Here is a 15,494-nt window from a genome sequence, read left to right as displayed (position 1 = left end):
GACACACATCCAGATGACGAGCCTGCGGGTTCGGGGAGATCAAGTCATGCGCATACTCGAGCGTTCCGTTTTCGTCGGCCCGTCGCTGTATGCGCACTTCCCGGTCATTCGCCTTGAACTCGATCTCGGTGAACTGGAGCAATGGCCGACCGGCAAGCTGGGTGCCGCGTTTGTCGATGGCCTGATCGAGGCCCTCCCCGGATTGGCCGAGCATGGTTGTTCGTACCGCGAGCCGGGCGGATTCATCCGCCGCATGCGCGAAGGCGAGGGCACCTGGCTGGGGCACGTGCTGGAGCACGTGGCGATCGAATTGCAGAACATCGCCGGTGAAGACGTCACCTTTGGCAAGACCCGCGGCACCGACAAGCCCGGCGTGTATTCGGTGGTCTACGAATACGTGCAGAAGGACGAGGGCGTCGCCGCCGGCGAGCTTGCGCTGCGCCTGTTGTGCTCGCTGCTGCCGGAACAGCTGGAAGCGCGCAAGAACGTGCCGGAAGGCTGGGAATGGCCGGCTGCCCGCGACGAGTTCATCCGCTATGCCCAGCGCGGTGCGCTGGGCCCGTCCACCGCGTCGCTGGTGCGCGCGGCCGAGGAGCGCGGCATCCCGTGGTTGCGCCTCAACCAGCAATCGCTGGTGCAGCTCGGCCATGGCAAGTACCAGCAGCGCATCCAGGCCACCGTCACCGGCAAGACCTCGCACATCGCGGTGGAGCTGGCCGGCGACAAGGAGGAAACCAACAAGATCCTGGCCTCGCTCGGCCTGCCCGTGCCGAGGCAGGAACTGGTGCAGAGCGAGGAGGGCGCACTGCGCGCGGCGCGCCGCCTCGGCGTGCCGGTGGTGACCAAGCCGTACAACGGCAACCATGGCCGCGGCATCTCGATCCACCTGACGACGGAGGATGAGATCGTCGCCGGTTTCAAGGCGGCGCGCGAACATTCGCGCTCGGTGATCGTGGAGAACTTCCTGAGTGGCGATGACCATCGCCTGCTTGTGGTGAACAACGAACTTGTCGCCGCGACTCGGCGCACGCCAGGTCACGTGGTCGGCGACGGCAAGCACACCATCGCGGAACTGGTCGACATCGTGAACACCGACCCGCGCCGAGGCGTCGGTCATGAAAAAGTGCTGACCCGACTGGAGCTGGATGCGCAGGCGCAGATGATGCTGGAGCGTGTCGGCTACACCGCCGATTCCGTGCCCAAGGCTGACGAGACGGTGTACCTGCGCTCCACCGCCAACCTGTCCACCGGTGGTACCGCTACCGACGTCACCGACATCATCCATCCCGACAACCGCGACATGGCGGTGCGCGCCGTGCGCGCGATCGGACTGGACGTGGGCGGCGTGGATTTCCTCAGCACCAATATTGCCGAGAGCTACAAGAAGATCGGCGGCGGCATCTGCGAGATCAACGCCGCGCCAGGCTTCCGCATGCACGTCAGCCCCAGCGAGGGCACGCCACGCGACGCCGCCGGGCCGGTGATCGACATGCTCTTTCCGCCGGGTGTTCCGTCACGCGTGCCGATTGCCGCGATCACCGGCACCAACGGCAAGACCACGACCGCGCGCATGCTTTCGCACATCACCAAGATGGCGGGCTACACACCCGGCCTGACCACCACCGACGGTGTCTACATCGACGGCCAGCGCACCGTCGAGGGCGACATGACCGGGCCGGTCTCGGCGCGGATGGTGCTGGCCGATCCGCACATCGACATCGCCGTGCTGGAAACGGCGCGCGGCGGTCTGCTGCGCGCGGGCATGGGCGTGCGTAGCGTCGACGTCGGCGCCGTGCTCAACGTGCAGTCCGATCACCTGGGCCTGAAAGGCATCGACACGCTGGAGCAGCTGGCCGAGGTCAAGCGTATCGTGGTCGAGGTGGCGAAGGATTGCGCGGTGCTCAATGCGGACGATCCCAACGTGCTGAAGATGTCCGGCTACACGGACGCCAAGGTGATCTGCTACGTCACCATGAATCCTTCCCACGCGCTGGTGCGCGAGCACGTGCGCGCCGGTGGCCGCGCCTGCGCGCTGGAAGCGGGCGTCAACGGCTCGATGATCACGCTGTACGACAAGGGCAGCCACATCCCGCTGCTGTGGACCCATCTGATTCCCGCCACGCTGGAAGGTCGCGCGCTGCACAACGTGCAGAATGCGATGGTCGCGGCCGCGATGGCGTTCTCGCTCGGCATCAAGCTCGACGCGATCCGCCAGGGACTGCGTACCTTCGACAGCACCTTCTTCCAGGTGCCCGGTCGCATGAACGTATACGACGAGCATCCGTTCAAGGTGCTGTTCGACTACGGCCACAACGCGCATGCCGTGTCGGTGATGGCCGACCTGGCCACGCGACTGGATGTCGTCGGCCGTCGCATCGTGGTGCTGGCCGGCCCCGGTGATCGGCGCGACGAGGATCTGGTCGCCATCGCCAACGCGGTGGCGGGCCGTTTCGACCATTACATCTGCCGGCGCGACGATTCGCTGCGTGGCCGCGACGGCGACGAGGTGCCGCGGATATTGTCCAAGGGGCTGCTGGCTGCCGGCGTGCCGGAGCAAAGCATTTCGATCATCCCCGATGAGCAGCAGGCCGTCGATGCCGCGCTGAAGATGGGTGAGGCAGGCGATCTGCTGTTGGTGTTTGCCGACGCGCTGGTGCGCTCGTGGAAGCAGGTCATCAAGTTCCGCGCCGAAGGTGCACCCGCGCCGCGCGAGGAACGCCCCGCCGCGCCGACGCAGGTGCCGACGCCGGAAGCGGCGTTCGACGAAGCCAGCTTTGCCTCTCTCGGCGAACTGGTGCGTGACGAACGCGGCGTGCGCTTCTCGCGCGAAAGTGATGATTGAGCGCTTGTGAACGAATGTCCACACGTTGCCATCGTGGCGGGGCATCCGTGCCAGCGTGCTGGCTTCCCCGTGGAACGGGGTGCATGGACCACGATTCGCCGGAACTTTGCGGCATAGGCCGGCGGGCAGAGCCCGCCCTACGCTCAGGATGCCGCCCCGTAGGGCGGGCTCTGCCCGCCGGCTCTTCGTCACCGATGCGAAACACGCCCAAGAAGCAAAGCAGCACACCAAAACGAAAAATCATGCCGCCGGCAATCATCGAGCTGCCACGGATCGTGTGAAAAGCCATGCGACCGAATCCATTCATCCCCGTCTTGCCCGCCGCGCAAGTGGTAACCAACGCCAGACCCCGCCCGCCTGAAGGCGGCGGAAATCTTCACAGGTCCTGAGCACCATGCCCGACTTCATTCCGTTCGACGATTCGCGCCGGCTTACCGGTTTCAACCTGTATTTCCGCGATGTCGGCGCCGTGCTTGAAACGCAGGGTCCGCGGCCTGACGAGTCGGCCCTGCAGGCATGGGACGCGGACGTGCGACGCGCGTGCAAAACGCTGGGCTGGCCGATCGGTGAGCGCGTCGTTCGGCGTCATCGCACGGGCGCGTCACTGGCGCTGGCGGCGCCGCTGGACCAGCTGTTCAGTGCCACCGAAGTCAACGAGTGGGCGTGGACCCGCGCGCACGAGAGCGTTCACGGACCGCTTGTCGCGCACTTCCACGCGCCCGGTCATCCCGCGACCTGGGATGAAGACGCGGCGATGCACACCTTGCGCGCGTTTGCCGAGGCCGAGCGACATCCCGCGATGCTGGCATTGGTCGACGCCGCGCGGCAGCGTGGCCTGCCGGTGCTGGTGGACGACGAGCAGCTCTCGATCGGCGCCGGCGATGGTGCGGCAAGCTGGCCGATCGGCGCCTTGCCGTCGCCCGATACGCTGGACTGGGGGACGCTGCACGCCGTCCCGGTGGCCCTGGTCACCGGCTCCAACGGCAAGACCACCACGGTGCGATTGCTGGCGGCGATGGCGCGTGCGCATGGCTGGCATGCGGGTCACAGCTGCACCGACGGCGTGTTCGTCGATGATCGGCTGATCGACGGCGGCGACTACTCCGGCCCCGCCGGCGCGCGCGCCGTGCTGCGCGAACCGGGTGTGCAGGCGGCAATCCTGGAAACCGCGCGCGGCGGTCTGCTGCGCCGCGGCCTGGCGGTCGAGCAGGCGCAGGTGGCCGTGGTCACCAATATCAGCGACGACCATTTCGGTGAATACGGCATCCACGACCTGGCCGGGCTCGCCGCGGTCAAGCTCACCGTGGCCAGGGCCATAGACGATACCGGCTTGCTGGTGCTTAACGCCGACGATGAGACGCTGGTGGCGCAGTCGGCGCAGCTGGCATGCCCGATTGGCTGGTTTTCGAGGGACGACACCGTGCCGCGCTTGCGCGCCACGCGCGACCGGGGCGGTGCCACCTGCGCCGTGCGCGACGGCAAACTGCGGCTGACATGGCGTGGTGTGCAACACGACCTGGGCGCGGTGGATGCCATGCCGCTGAGCTTCGCCGGGCGCGCCACCTACAACATCGCCAACATCGCCGCGGCTGCGCTCGCGGCGGCTGCGCTGGGCATTCCTGTCGACACCATCGCTGCCACGCTGGGGCAGTTCGGCAACCAGCGCGCCGACAATCCCGGCCGCCTGCAACATTGGCAGTTCGATTCGCTGCAGGTTTACGTCGACTACGCGCACAACCCGGAGGGTCTTCACGGGCTGCTCGACATCGCCACCGCGCAACATGCTGGCGGCCGTCTCGGGCTGGTGCTGGGCCAGGCCGGCAATCGCGAGGATGCGGCGATCCGCGAACTGGCCAGCACTGCCGCCGGATTCCAGCCCGACCGCGTTTTGCTCAAGGATATCGAGGGCTACATGCGCGGCCGTGTTGCAGGCGAGGTCGCCGCCATCCTGCGCGCGCAGCTGCAACACGATGGTGTCAACGAAGACGCCATCATCGATTGCCTGGATGAAGTGGCGGCGGTACGCGACCTGCTGGCCTGGTCACAACCCGGTGATGTGCTTGTTCTGCCCAGCCACGGCGTCGCTGCGCGTCGCCAGATCCGCAGCCTGCTCGACACGCTGGAGGCGCAGCGCTGGCAGCCCGGCACGCCGTTGCCAGCCGGTTGAAACAAGCCGGCTGGTTCAGCGCGATTCGCGTGGCTGGAGCGCGATGCGCACCAGATACACGATGATGGCCACGTTGCCGACCAGCATGGCCAGCTTGATCCAGCCGAAGTGGTACAGCGATTCGTACAGTTCCAGCGGAATCAGCGAGCCGGTCGCGATCACGGTGAACCATTCTGCCCAGTGCTTGCCCAGCCACAGGCCGATGCCCTCGATGCCGAACAGCACGGCGTAGCCCAGGGTCACCATGCCGACCGCCACGAACTTGCTGGGTCCGAACGCCACCAGCATGTCCACCAGTTTCCAGCGCAATCCATTGCTGCCGGTCAGGTCCAGGTGCTCCAGCCAGTGCACCAGATGCTCGAAGTTCTCCTGCCGGTCCAGGTGGAATGCAGCCAGCGCCAGCAGCAGCAGGCACAGCGTCTTGGCGATCTCGTAGAAGGCAATGATGCGCAGGCCGGGATGGGTCTGACGGGGGTGAGCTGGAGGGATGACGACGCTGGAATCAGGGTTTGGCATGGGTGGGGCTGGGCGGGCAATCTGTCTATTGTCGCCGATCAGCGCTTCATGAGCAGTGTGGGATGACGGGACGTTGCGCGTGGACCTCTCGCGGCCTGGCCTGGGACTGGAACCAAGGCAACGCGACGTCGAGTGCTTCCGCGTCGAGACGTGACACTACCCAAGAGGAGATTGCGGATGATTTCGACCACGCCGGGCCGATCGGTCCGCGAGGCCGGGACGGCAGCTCACGTTCTTGCCGTCGCCTGGCCACATGCACATGGCCGGTGACCCCATCCTTCACTGGCGAGAATCCATTGAGCAGCATGACGGCGCTGACTTGGCCGCGGTGACCGGACATCTGGGGGGGCAGCATGTCGAGCGCTCTTCAAAAGCCGTTCACAGGCGCGTCCGCAACCGCAAGATGCGAGGGGACAACTGACGTGATCGGGCTGCAGGAGCCGAGTCAGGCTTTGCGGGGATGCTACTCGGCTGCCTCGGGCGCCCCGAGACTCTTGCTGTAGAAGCCGGACGGATCGAAGCAGCATACCCGGCGCTTGCCCGACGCAAGCATGTCGCAGGCGCTGTCTATCCGGCTTTGTCGGGTTTTCGCCTGCTTGGCCGATTCAATCCAGTGGATCCAGTCCACGCGTGCCAGCGTGGTTGTCTCGTTCCATCCGGTGCCGGCGTTGGGGGAGGCGCGTAGTGCGTCGCGCAGATCATCGGGCAGCTCGGGCTCCGGCTCCTGTTTCACCGGCGCAACCACCACGTCGACCAGGTCGCCGACCCGGATGCCGGACGCGTCGCGTAGCTCCTCACTCACCCGGAGCCAGTGGCTCAATTGGCCATCCGGCTCCAGCGTGGCTTGAAACGAATGGCCATTGAGCGTGCCGTCCACCGTCGTTCTGCCACGTCGGGGAAGCAGGTCGCTGGCCGCCTTTGGCAAGACGAGGAAGGCCCAGTGGTCGTCCTTGGCCGACGTGGCCGGGCGAAGCAGGGTTGCCGCGAAGCGGGCCTTGCCGCATGTCTTGTTCATTGAAAAAATCCCTCCGCTTTCTGCAGTCTTCCCGCTTGCACGATCGCCCCGGGTCGAAACATCGAGGCGATTGCCGTGAGGACACGCGTGGCGGGCTCAGGCCGTCTGGACCATCTTCCAACCGTTCCCCGACGGATCGCGGAAGCCGGCGTCCACGTTGCCGTAGCGTTCGGTCGGCTCCTGGGTGAATTCCACACCATTGGCGCGCAACCGCTCGTACAAGGCGCGGCAATCATCGACATGCAACACCAGCGGAGGCATCGCGCCCTTGGCCACCAATTCGCGCAGGGTTCGTGCCGTCGCCTCGTCATGCATCGGGGCCTGCGGCGTGAACAGTCCCAGCTGGAAGGATGGTTGATCCGGGTGCTGCACCGTGAGCCAGCGGAACGGACCGTTTTGCACATCGGTGTGCACGACAAAGCCCAGCTTGTCGACATAGAAACCGAGCGCCTCATCCTGGTCCCGCACGTACAGCCCTGCCACACCGATCGCATTGCTCATGACACCTCCTCTGGTTGAGCTGTCATCTTGACCTTCACTTCGCGGTGTCGCTTCTCCGAAACTGCGGCATCGAGGTGGGGGCGGCGACCGGCGCTGGCGTAGCATGCCGGGATCCGGGCCAGATCATGTGTCGCGGCGCGCTCATGCCGCCGCGACTCACTCGGGCTCCGGCCGGTCACGTCACGGAACGTGCGGCCGAATGTCCCCAGACTCTGCCAGCCCGTCATGAATGCAATCTCGGTGACGGACAGGTCGGTCTCGCGCAGCAGCGCCGTCGCCCGCTCGAGGCGGCGACTGAGCAAATAGCGATGGGGCGGAATGCCGAAAGCGTCCTTGAACGAGCGCGCGAAGTGGGCCGCCGAGACACGACTGATTTGCGCCAGTCGTTGTACCGGCCACGCCTCGTGCGGAAAGGCGTCCATGCGATCCTTGGCACGCAGCAGACGTCGCAGCAGGGATGGCGTGATCCTGCCCGGCGCTCTTGGCTTGGTGCCTTCCGGTAATGTTTCCATGGCTTTTGGACGCTGACGAGTTGGTGAGAACCGTAGCGAGTAACGCTTGGCGTGCTGACCGGATCCACGTGCGGTTCTGCGGTTGCTGGATTCTGTCATCGAGCCGGACAACGGGTCACCGGGATCTGTTACTTGGGCCGACTGCGCGGTGGATGGATAGCCTTGTCGAACTGCTTGCGCCAGGCGGGTCGCTTGCCGCGGTAAGCGAGGAACAGTTCGCCGGAGCGTCCGTCGCCGGCGTCGCGTGAAAAGAGAAAACTCTCGCCGTCGGGCAGGAACATCGGACCGATCTCGGTGCCGGTGGCGTTGACCGCGGATCCGAGGCGCTCACGTGCCTGCCAGCCGCCGGCCCCGCGTGTGACGCGGAAGAATCCCTGATCGGTGGCCAGAAGAGCCCACTTCCCGTCAGGCGAGGGCAGGAATTCATATTCGGCGCCCGTGCTGTTGATCGCTGGTCCGGCATTCTCCACCTGCCAGTGTCCATCCTTCTCCCGACGTGCGCGCCAGATGTCGTCCTTGCCGATCCCGCCGGCGCGGCGGGATCCGAAATAGAGCCAACCGTCCGATGCCGGCCGCGGGAACCATTCGGCGGCATCGGAGTTGACTGGCACCGGCAGCTGCTGCGGCGTCGCCCATTGGCCGATGTCGTCACGATGAGCCACCCAGATGTCCAGGGCGTCGCTGCTCAAGGCACCCGTGGCTCGAGTGGAAATGAAGAACATCGAACGTCCGTCCGGTGTGAACCAGGGATCGGCCTCCAGACCCGCCGCAGCCAGCGGTGCCGGCTCGGCCTCGGACCATCCGTGCGCAGTGCGACGGCTCAGCAGCAAGCGCCAGCCCGAGAAACTTCGGTCGCTGCGAACGAACCACAGATCCCCGGTAAGCGGATCCAGCGCCGGATGCGATTCCCATCGATCGCTGCTCACACCAGCGGCATCCCAGGGTTCCACCGTGTAATCCAGGGAGTTGTCGACATGCTTCATCGATGTGGCTCTGCCCGGAAATGAGGCCAAGACTGCGGCCAGCGTCGCGACCACGATGGCGATGAGAACACGATGCAGCACCAAGGTGGACTGCAAGCGTGGTCTTCCAAAGAAGATTCCTCGTCCGGAATGAAAGTCGGAAGTGATCTTGTCCATTTTCGACGGCTCGGCCGGTGTCTCCCCGAAAATGGTATCAGCGCAGAACAACGTTTGCCCGGTCGAGCGATGCTGCGTCGTGGGAACGGGAAGCGGCCGGGCTGGATCAGGGTGGCAAGCCGGAAAGCCGGTAGCGTTCACCCCTCAGCAACAGCGCCCGCCGCCTCCCTTGTAACGTGCTTCCTGCCTTTCGAGAAAAAACGCTTCATAGCTCGGCACCTTTCGTTCGGGATGGTGCTGGCGCAGGTGTTTCACGTAGGTGTCGTAGTCGGGAATGCCGCAGCAAAGTCGCGCGGTCTGCACCGCCCACTTGCGGATTGATCGAAAGCGGATATTCATTACGCCCCTCAACCGATGACGCGGACAAGCGCCACGTAAGGCTCTTCGTGCGCGGTTGAATGATTGGTGCGCCATGCCTTGATCAACGCACGCAGGCAGAACAGCAGCATCGCCACGACCAGCGCCATGAACAGGCCGGTGAGGGCCATGTCCACATAGTTGTTGGTGACGATACGCTGCATTTCGGCCGCATTCTTCGCCGGCGCCAGCAAGGCCCCCTCCTGGATACCTTGTGCAAATTTTTGGGCGGCGGCGGTGAAGCTGATCGGGCCGAGCAGTTTCTGGTAACCGGCGGTCATGGTGCAGATGATCAGCCACAGCGCCGGAATGCCCGGCACCCATACGTAGCGTTCGCGCTTGAGTTTCACCACCACCACGGTGGCAAGCATCAGGGCGATCGCCGCCAGCATCTGGTTGGCGATGCCGAACAGCGGCCACAAGGTGTTGATGCCGCCCAATGGGTCGACCGCGCCCTGGTACAGAAAGTAACCCCACAGGAACACGCAGATCGCGGTGGCCAGCAGGTTGCCGGTCCACGATTCGGTTTCCTGCAACGGCCTGTGAATCAGGCCCGCAATCTCCTGGATCATGAAGCGGCCCACGCGGGTGCCGGCGTCCACCGTAGTCAGGATGAACAGCGCTTCGAACAGGATTGCGTAGTGGTACCAGAACGCCATCATGCCGCCGCCGGGCAGGATATGGTGCAGCAGCTGGGCCATGCCCACCGCCAGCGTCGGGGCACCGCCGGCACGACTGAGAATGCTGTTTTCGCCGATGTTGCGGGCCGTCTCGACCAGCTCGGCCGGGGTCACCACGAAGCCCCACTGGCTGATCGTGGTGGCGGCATCCTGCACCGTGCCGCCGATGATCGCGCTGGGCGAATTCATCGCAAAATACACGCCCGGGTGCAGGTAGGTGGCGGCGATCAGCGCCATGATTGCCACGAACGCCTCCATCAGCATGCCGCCGTAACCGACCATGCGCGCCTGGCCCTCGTTGGCGAGCAGCTTGGGCGTGGTGCCGGAGGCAATGATCGAATGCCAGCCGGAGACCGCGCCGCAGGCGATGGTGATGAACAGGAACGGGAACAGGTTGCCGGCGAACACGGGCCCCGTGCCGTCAATGAATTTCGTCACGGCCGGCATTTGCAGGGTCGGCGCGGCGATGAAGATCGCCAGCGCCAGCAGCGCGATGGTGCCGATCTTGAGAAAGGTGGACAGGTAGTCGCGCGGTGCCAGCAGCAGCCACACCGGCAGCACCGAGGCGCAGAAGCCATAGGCGATCAGCAGCCAGGCCAGCGCTCTGGCGTCGAAGTCGAACAGCGGCGCGAGCGTGCCGGAATCGGCCACGTACTTTCCAAACCAGATCGACGCCAACAGTAGAACCAGTCCGATCACCGAGACTTCGAGAATCCGTCCCGGACGGAACCAGCGCATGTAACCTCCCATCAGGAAGGCAATCGGAATCGTGCAGGCCACGGTGAAGGTGCCCCAGGGGCTGTGCGTGAGCGCCTTGACCACCACCAGCGCCAGCACCGCCAGCACGATCATCATCAGTACCAGCACCCCGATCATCGCCACGATGCCGGGGACCGGCCCCAGTTCCTCGCGCAGCATGTGGCCCAGCGAGCGCGCGTCGCGACGGAGGGACAGGCCGAGTATCATGAAATCCTGCACCGCGCCGGCAAACACCACGCCGAACAGGATCCACAGCGTGCCCGGCAGATACCCCATCTGCGCGGCCAGCACCGGACCGACCAGCGGGCCGGCACCGGCAATGGCGGCAAAATGGTGGCCGAACACCACCCACTTGTCGGTCGGCACGTAGTCCAGTCCGTCGTTGCGCAACACCGACGGCGGAGCGCGGGTGGGATCGAGCCTGAGTACCGAATGTTCGACGAACTTGCCGTAGAAGCGGTAGCCGATCGAGAAGACCGCAAGGGACGCGGCGACCAGCCAGATCGCGTTGATCGACTCGCCGCGACGCAGCGCCACCACGCCGAGACAGATCGCGCCGACGATGGCGATGGCGGCCCAGAGAATTTTGCTGGCGGGACTGGACTTGAGCATGGCGGTGGCTTGCATGGGCACGTCTCCTGGCAGTTCGCCAAGATTCCGCCCGGACGCCGCTACGGTCAATGCCGGCGCGTACTTGTTCGCGTGGCGACGGGTCGAGCAAGTCGCGTGGGCCAACGGGCGTACACTGACTCGTCCGACTGCCACCCAGGGAGCTTGTCATGGTTACCCGGATCACTTGCGTTGCTCTCGGTGTCGCCGTCGCCATCATGTCATTGCCCGTGCATGCCACCGGTTCCGGTCAGTTCAAGGACCTGCTCAACAAGGTCAGGCAATCGACGCACAAGACCGATTCGTCACAACTCGACAGCAACCTGCCGACCAGTGACATCGCCGCCGGCCTCAAGGAGGCGCTGGCCCAGGGCACCACCAACGCGATCAACAGCCTCGGCCGCAACGGTGGCTTCTGGAACAACCCCAAGGTACGGATTCCATTGCCGGGCAAGCTGGAACAGGCCGGCAAGCTGGCGCGCCAGCTGGGGCAGGGGGCGAAGGTGGACGCGTTCGAGTTGAGCATGAATCGGGCCGCCGAAAAGGCGGTGCCGCAGGTGGCGCAGATCTTCGGCGATGCGATCCGCAAGATGACACTCAACGACGCCCGCGGCATTCTCACCGGCGGCGACCACGCGGCCACCGACTATTTTCGCCGCGTCGCCGGCGATGCGTTGACCACGCGCATCCATCCGATCGTGGCCAGGGCCACCAGCAGCGTCGGGGTCACGCAGAAGTACAAATCGTTCACCTCCGGCAGCAACGCGGGCGCGCTGGGTGACATGCTGGGCAAGTTCGGCGGCAGCAAGTCCGACCACGGCAGCAGTTCGCTGGATCTGGATGATTACGTGACGAAGCAGACGATCAATGGCTTGTTCACCGAAATCGGCGCGCAGGAACAATCCATTCGCAGCAACCCCGGCGCCCGCACCACGGACTTGCTGAAGAAGGTGTTCGGCGGCAAGTGAGGGCAGGTACATAGGTTTTGTTCACGCGCTGGTGGTCAGCATGTGGGGCGTGAACCACTGGCAACGGCGAGGTGCGCATGATTCGTGAAATCCTGAAGATGGGCGACGCCCGCCTGCTGCGCATCGCGCCGTAGGTACCGTCCTCGATGTTCGGCAGCGCCGAGCTGGATACGCTGATCGCCGACATGTTCGAAACCATGCACGATGCCGATGGCGTGGGGCTGGCCGCTCCGCAGATCGGCGTCGACCTGCAACTGGTGATTTTCGGTTTCGAGCACTCGGATCGTTATCCCGACGCGCCCGAAGTACCGCAGACGATTCTGCTCAACCCGGTGATCACGCCGCTCTCGCATGACATGGAGGAGGGCTGGGAGGGCTGCCTGTCGGTACCCGGCCTGCGTGGGGCGGTGAGCCGGTATTCGCTGATCCGCTACGAGGGTGTCGATCCGCACGGTGCGCGGATCGAGCGCACCGCCGAGGGCTTCCATGCCCGTGTGGTCCAGCATGAGTGCGATCATCTGATCGGCCGGCTGTATCCGACGCGGATCACCGATTTCAGCAAGTTCGGTTACACCGAGGTGCTTTTTCCGGGCGAGCAACTGGGGGACGATTGATGCGAGCCATCTGGAACGACGCGGTGCTTGCCGAAAGTGACGATACGGTCATGCTCGAAGGCAATCACTACTTCCCCGCCGATGCCTTGCGGCGCGAGCATTTTCGCGACAGCGACCACCACAGCAGCTGCCCATGGAAGGGCATGGCGAGCTACTACGACGTGGTCGTGGGTGCCGAAGTCAACCCGAACGCCGCCTGGTATTACCCGCAGCCCAAGGACGCGGCGAAACAGATCGGCGGTCGCGTGGCGTTCTGGAAGGGTGTGCAGGTGGTAGCGTGATCACGTGGTCGCCGCGGTCGATGCCGATGCGCAGCATGCGCTGCGCATCGGCCAAACAGCTGCATGACCACATGTCGCAGGACAGCATCGGAGTTGTTGCAGGATGGCGTTGGTCGGCAATACCTGGGCGCATTCAAACAACTAATGAACCCGCAGTGGCGTACGCTGCAGGGCGCGATCCTCGTCGCCGGAGATGTCCAATGAAGAAAGAAGATGAAACGCACATGCAGATGGTGTCTGCGGAAATCAGTTCCGAGTCACTGACCGGCATGGTGATCTTCCGGCCGCATTGCGCGACGCGGAGCGGCCGCAGCGTAGCGGGTGGCCCCAAGAGCGGAAACTGGTATGCCTTGCGCCCGGCGGAAGTGCGCAGCTTCGCCCGCGCCTTGCTGGATGCGGCGGACGAGCTGGACCTGAAGACAAAGGCGCTGCAGGCGGCGAAGAACGTGGCGGCCGTGGGCTGACGGCGCCCGATTGGCGGCGCCTTGGGTCGGACATCATCGACGCGATCGCGCGGGGCTCGAGGGCGTTGTCGTGGGGCCTTCACCGGCGGCGTCAGAGACTGCATTGTCGCTTGGCAGGCGCGATGCGCAGCTTGGATAGGGTGCCGCTTCTCCAGGAATCCTGGCGCACAGGAAAACCGGCATGAGCTGTTTGAGCCGGCCCAGCCAGTGTTGTTTGTCGAAGGTGACGCGGGTTGCTTGTGCCGGCCCGCGCTCGGCCCACTGGATCGTGTAATAGTCCTGCGTTCCCTTGATCGCGATGATCAGGGCCGCTTCGCTGTGTGGAGTGCCGCCGTCATTGACGGTACCGCATGCCACGAAAGCCAAGGCGGCGGGGTATCCGTCGATGGGCGGATTTCCAAGATCGCCGACGCTGATGGTGTCGGGACAGGCGTTCTTGAATCCGTCTGCAATCCTGTTGAGCAACATTGCTGGAGGCGGCCCGGGATTGGCGGCCACGCCCTTGTAGCCTGTGATGGTGATCATCCGGGTCCATCGCTCGGCAGTTTCTCCCTGCGGCACGGCTTCGCGGATGTAGGCGTGGGCGCTGGTTTGCTCATTGACCACGTGGAAGTCGAGCGGCATCTTGAAGGCCACCAACTGGGTGAAGATCGGCGAAATGGCCAGCAGGCTGGTCGCCTTTTCCGGGCTCGACGTGGTGTGCGGCACCTTCGCGGCGGCCACTTGAATACTGGTGCCGGCGAGAAGCGCCAGCAGGATGGAGCGTATGATCATGGCCAGTCCCTTGTGTGCGTGTCGTGCGTCGCGGTCGCCCCTGCGCGGCATGTGCCGGCAAGTGCATGTCCGCACTCGGGGAATAGCATAGTCAGCCGGCGCGGCGACGCTGTAGGGAAAGGGCGTCGATTGCCGTCAGCGCCTTCTTTTCATGACATCGGCGCGAGCGATCGTCGTTCGGAGCTTGTGAATTGGCGCACGCAAGTGACTTTCTTCCATCACGCGCCCGGCCATTGAGTGCCCGACGCGCGTCAGGTCATCCGTGACCGGGCCTCGCGTTTGAATGGATACCCAGCTCTCAGCGGTGGAGGTTGATCGCGTCGCGCAGGGCCATGGCGGCAGTGCGTGCGGCTGCGGCGAAATGCTCGTCGTGACCGGCATAGATGATGCCGCGCGACGAGTTGATCATCAGGCCGTCGCCCTGCGCGGTGCAGCCTGCGCGCGTCACCGCGTTGATGTCGCCGCCTTGCGCGCCAATGCCCGGCACCAGCAAGGGCATGTCGCCCACCAACGCGCGCACGTGGCGGATTTCCTCCGGCCAGGTGGCGCCAGTGACCAGGGCGCAGTTGCCGTTGGCGTTCCAGTCGCGCGCGATGGTTTCGGCCACGCGCAGGTAGAGCGGGGTGCCGCCGCAATCCAGCGCCTGGAAATCGGCACCGCCGGGATTGGATGTGCGGCAGAGCAGGATCACGCCCTTGTCGGCGCGATCGAGAAACGGCTGGATCGAATCGCGGCCCATGTAGGGGTTGAGCGTCACCGCGTCGGCGCCGAAACGGTCGAACGCCTCGCTGACGTAGTGCTGCGCGGTGGAACCGATGTCGCCGCGCTTGGCGTCGAGGATCACCGGCACGCCGGGATGGTTGGCGTGGATATGAGCGATCAACCGTTCCAGCGCGTCCTCGGCCCGCAGGGCCGCGAAGTGGGCGATTTGCGGCTTGAACGCGCAAACCAGGTCGGCCGTCGCGTCAACGATGCTGCGGCAGAACTCGAACACCGAGTCTGCCTGGTCACGCAGGTGCACGGGGAATTTCGCCGGCTCCGGATCGAGACCCACGCAGACCAGCGAGTCGTGATCTTTCCAGGCTTGCTGCAGCGACTGCATGAAGTGCATCGGGATCTCCTGGTTGAGAAGTGAGGGAAGAGGAGTGAGGAGTGAGAGGAAGCCGGTTCGCCCATCCCTCTCTCTAAATACGCACTCATCCTGCACTCATCCCACTCACTCCTGTTTATCGAGAAGCGAGGCGCAAAGTTGAGCTTGCGAGCCATTGCCTTCTCTCACTTCTCACTCCTCTCCAC

Annotated in this window: 14 protein-coding genes and 1 pseudogene; 6 read left to right on the top strand and 9 right to left on the bottom strand. The window is 64.8% G+C overall.

What is annotated here, in order from left to right:
- Positions 1-46 precede the first annotated feature (46 nt).
- Positions 47-2,842, top strand: coding sequence for a cyanophycin synthetase (gene cphA, locus AC0L58_RS12235; RefSeq protein WP_473683761.1), 2,796 nt, complete (start codon positions 47-49; stop codon positions 2,840-2,842).
- Positions 2,843-3,236: 394 nt separating this feature from the next.
- Positions 3,237-5,009, top strand: coding sequence for a Mur ligase family protein (locus AC0L58_RS12230; protein WP_473683759.1), 1,773 nt, complete (start codon positions 3,237-3,239; stop codon positions 5,007-5,009).
- Between the two features lie 15 nt (positions 5,010-5,024).
- On the opposite strand, the gene AC0L58_RS12225 is transcribed toward AC0L58_RS12230, so the two are convergent.
- The 7 genes from AC0L58_RS12225 to AC0L58_RS12195 form a co-directional block, all read right to left on the bottom strand.
- The gene (locus tag AC0L58_RS12225; protein WP_473683757.1) at positions 5,025-5,525 is read right to left on the bottom strand and encodes a DUF2127 domain-containing protein; all 501 of its coding nucleotides are present in this window, start codon (positions 5,523-5,525) and stop codon (positions 5,025-5,027) included.
- A gap of 463 nt (positions 5,526-5,988) precedes the next feature.
- Positions 5,989-6,540: a YdeI/OmpD-associated family protein gene (locus AC0L58_RS12220; protein ID WP_473683755.1), complete on the bottom strand. Its 552-nt coding sequence runs from the start codon at positions 6,538-6,540 to the stop codon at positions 5,989-5,991.
- A 96-nt stretch (positions 6,541-6,636) separates the two neighbouring features.
- Positions 6,637-7,041: a VOC family protein gene (locus AC0L58_RS12215; protein WP_473683753.1), complete on the bottom strand. Its 405-nt coding sequence runs from the start codon at positions 7,039-7,041 to the stop codon at positions 6,637-6,639.
- Entirely contained in the window at positions 7,038-7,463 is a 426-nt protein-coding gene (locus AC0L58_RS12210) for a helix-turn-helix domain-containing protein (RefSeq protein ID WP_473683751.1), read from the bottom strand. The genes AC0L58_RS12215 and AC0L58_RS12210 overlap by 4 nt, the downstream gene beginning before the upstream one ends.
- A 218-nt stretch (positions 7,464-7,681) precedes the next feature.
- Entirely contained in the window at positions 7,682-8,833 is a 1,152-nt protein-coding gene (locus AC0L58_RS12205; protein ID WP_473683749.1) for a TolB family protein, read from the bottom strand.
- Positions 8,834-8,836: 3 nt separating this feature from the next.
- Positions 8,837-9,031, bottom strand: coding sequence for a YbdD/YjiX family protein (locus tag AC0L58_RS12200; RefSeq protein WP_473683747.1), 195 nt, complete (start codon positions 9,029-9,031; stop codon positions 8,837-8,839).
- Positions 9,032-9,039: 8 nt separating this feature from the next.
- A complete protein-coding gene (locus AC0L58_RS12195; RefSeq protein ID WP_473683746.1) occupies positions 9,040-11,115 on the bottom strand; it encodes a carbon starvation CstA family protein in 2,076 nt (691 codons plus the stop codon).
- Between the two features lie 152 nt (positions 11,116-11,267).
- Between AC0L58_RS12195 and AC0L58_RS12190 the strand changes: the two genes are divergently transcribed.
- The 4 genes and pseudogenes from AC0L58_RS12190 to AC0L58_RS12175 all read left to right on the top strand — a co-directional run bounded on the left by AC0L58_RS12190 (position 11,268) and on the right by AC0L58_RS12175 (position 13,424).
- Positions 11,268-12,065, top strand: a complete 798-nt coding sequence (locus tag AC0L58_RS12190) for a DUF4197 domain-containing protein (protein ID WP_473683744.1) — start codon at positions 11,268-11,270, stop codon at positions 12,063-12,065.
- Between the two features lie 77 nt (positions 12,066-12,142).
- Positions 12,143-12,679: pseudogene (gene def, locus AC0L58_RS12185) on the top strand (peptide deformylase).
- Positions 12,679-12,960, top strand: coding sequence for a DUF427 domain-containing protein (locus tag AC0L58_RS12180; protein WP_473683742.1), 282 nt, complete (start codon positions 12,679-12,681; stop codon positions 12,958-12,960). Before def ends, AC0L58_RS12180 begins: the two are co-directional and overlap by 1 nt.
- Before the next feature lie 200 nt (positions 12,961-13,160).
- Positions 13,161-13,424, top strand: a complete 264-nt coding sequence (locus AC0L58_RS12175; RefSeq protein ID WP_473683740.1) for a hypothetical protein — start codon at positions 13,161-13,163, stop codon at positions 13,422-13,424.
- 33 nt (positions 13,425-13,457) lie between these two features.
- Here AC0L58_RS12175 and AC0L58_RS12170 read toward each other — a convergent pair whose 3' ends face one another.
- Positions 13,458-14,198 (bottom strand): hypothetical protein, encoded by a 741-nt coding sequence (locus AC0L58_RS12170; protein WP_473683738.1) that lies wholly within the window; start codon positions 14,196-14,198, stop codon positions 13,458-13,460.
- A gap of 298 nt (positions 14,199-14,496) precedes the next feature.
- On the bottom strand, positions 14,497-15,309 hold the full coding sequence (gene pyrF / locus AC0L58_RS12165; RefSeq protein ID WP_473683736.1) for an orotidine-5'-phosphate decarboxylase: 813 nt from the start codon (positions 15,307-15,309) through the stop codon (positions 14,497-14,499).
- Positions 15,310-15,494: the final 185 nt, after the last annotated feature.

The organism is Rhodanobacter sp. G2-10 (assembly GCF_055809185.1).
Note: the sequence above shows the minus strand (reverse complement) of the source record. Positions and strands in the feature narration are given on the sequence as shown.

Excerpts from the sequence above, each read along its gene's own strand:
- cphA (WP_473683761.1), top strand. The coding sequence starts at position 47 with ATGCGCATACTCGAGCGTTCCGTTTTCGTCGGCCCGTCGCTGTATGCG.
- AC0L58_RS12230 (WP_473683759.1), top strand. The coding sequence starts at position 3,237 with ATGCCCGACTTCATTCCGTTCGACGATTCGCGCCGGCTTACCGGTTTC.
- AC0L58_RS12225 (WP_473683757.1), bottom strand. The coding sequence starts at position 5,525 with ATGCCAAACCCTGATTCCAGCGTCGTCATCCCTCCAGCTCACCCCCGT.
- AC0L58_RS12220 (WP_473683755.1), bottom strand. The coding sequence starts at position 6,540 with ATGAACAAGACATGCGGCAAGGCCCGCTTCGCGGCAACCCTGCTTCGC.
- AC0L58_RS12215 (WP_473683753.1), bottom strand. The coding sequence starts at position 7,041 with ATGAGCAATGCGATCGGTGTGGCAGGGCTGTACGTGCGGGACCAGGAT.
- AC0L58_RS12210 (WP_473683751.1), bottom strand. The coding sequence starts at position 7,463 with ATGGACGCCTTTCCGCACGAGGCGTGGCCGGTACAACGACTGGCGCAA.
- AC0L58_RS12200 (WP_473683747.1), bottom strand. The coding sequence starts at position 9,031 with ATGAATATCCGCTTTCGATCAATCCGCAAGTGGGCGGTGCAGACCGCG.
- AC0L58_RS12195 (WP_473683746.1), bottom strand. The coding sequence starts at position 11,115 with ATGCAAGCCACCGCCATGCTCAAGTCCAGTCCCGCCAGCAAAATTCTC.
- AC0L58_RS12190 (WP_473683744.1), top strand. The coding sequence starts at position 11,268 with ATGGTTACCCGGATCACTTGCGTTGCTCTCGGTGTCGCCGTCGCCATC.
- AC0L58_RS12180 (WP_473683742.1), top strand. The coding sequence starts at position 12,679 with ATGCGAGCCATCTGGAACGACGCGGTGCTTGCCGAAAGTGACGATACG.
- AC0L58_RS12175 (WP_473683740.1), top strand. The coding sequence starts at position 13,161 with ATGAAGAAAGAAGATGAAACGCACATGCAGATGGTGTCTGCGGAAATC.
- AC0L58_RS12170 (WP_473683738.1), bottom strand. The coding sequence starts at position 14,198 with ATGATCATACGCTCCATCCTGCTGGCGCTTCTCGCCGGCACCAGTATT.
- pyrF (WP_473683736.1), bottom strand. The coding sequence starts at position 15,309 with ATGCACTTCATGCAGTCGCTGCAGCAAGCCTGGAAAGATCACGACTCG.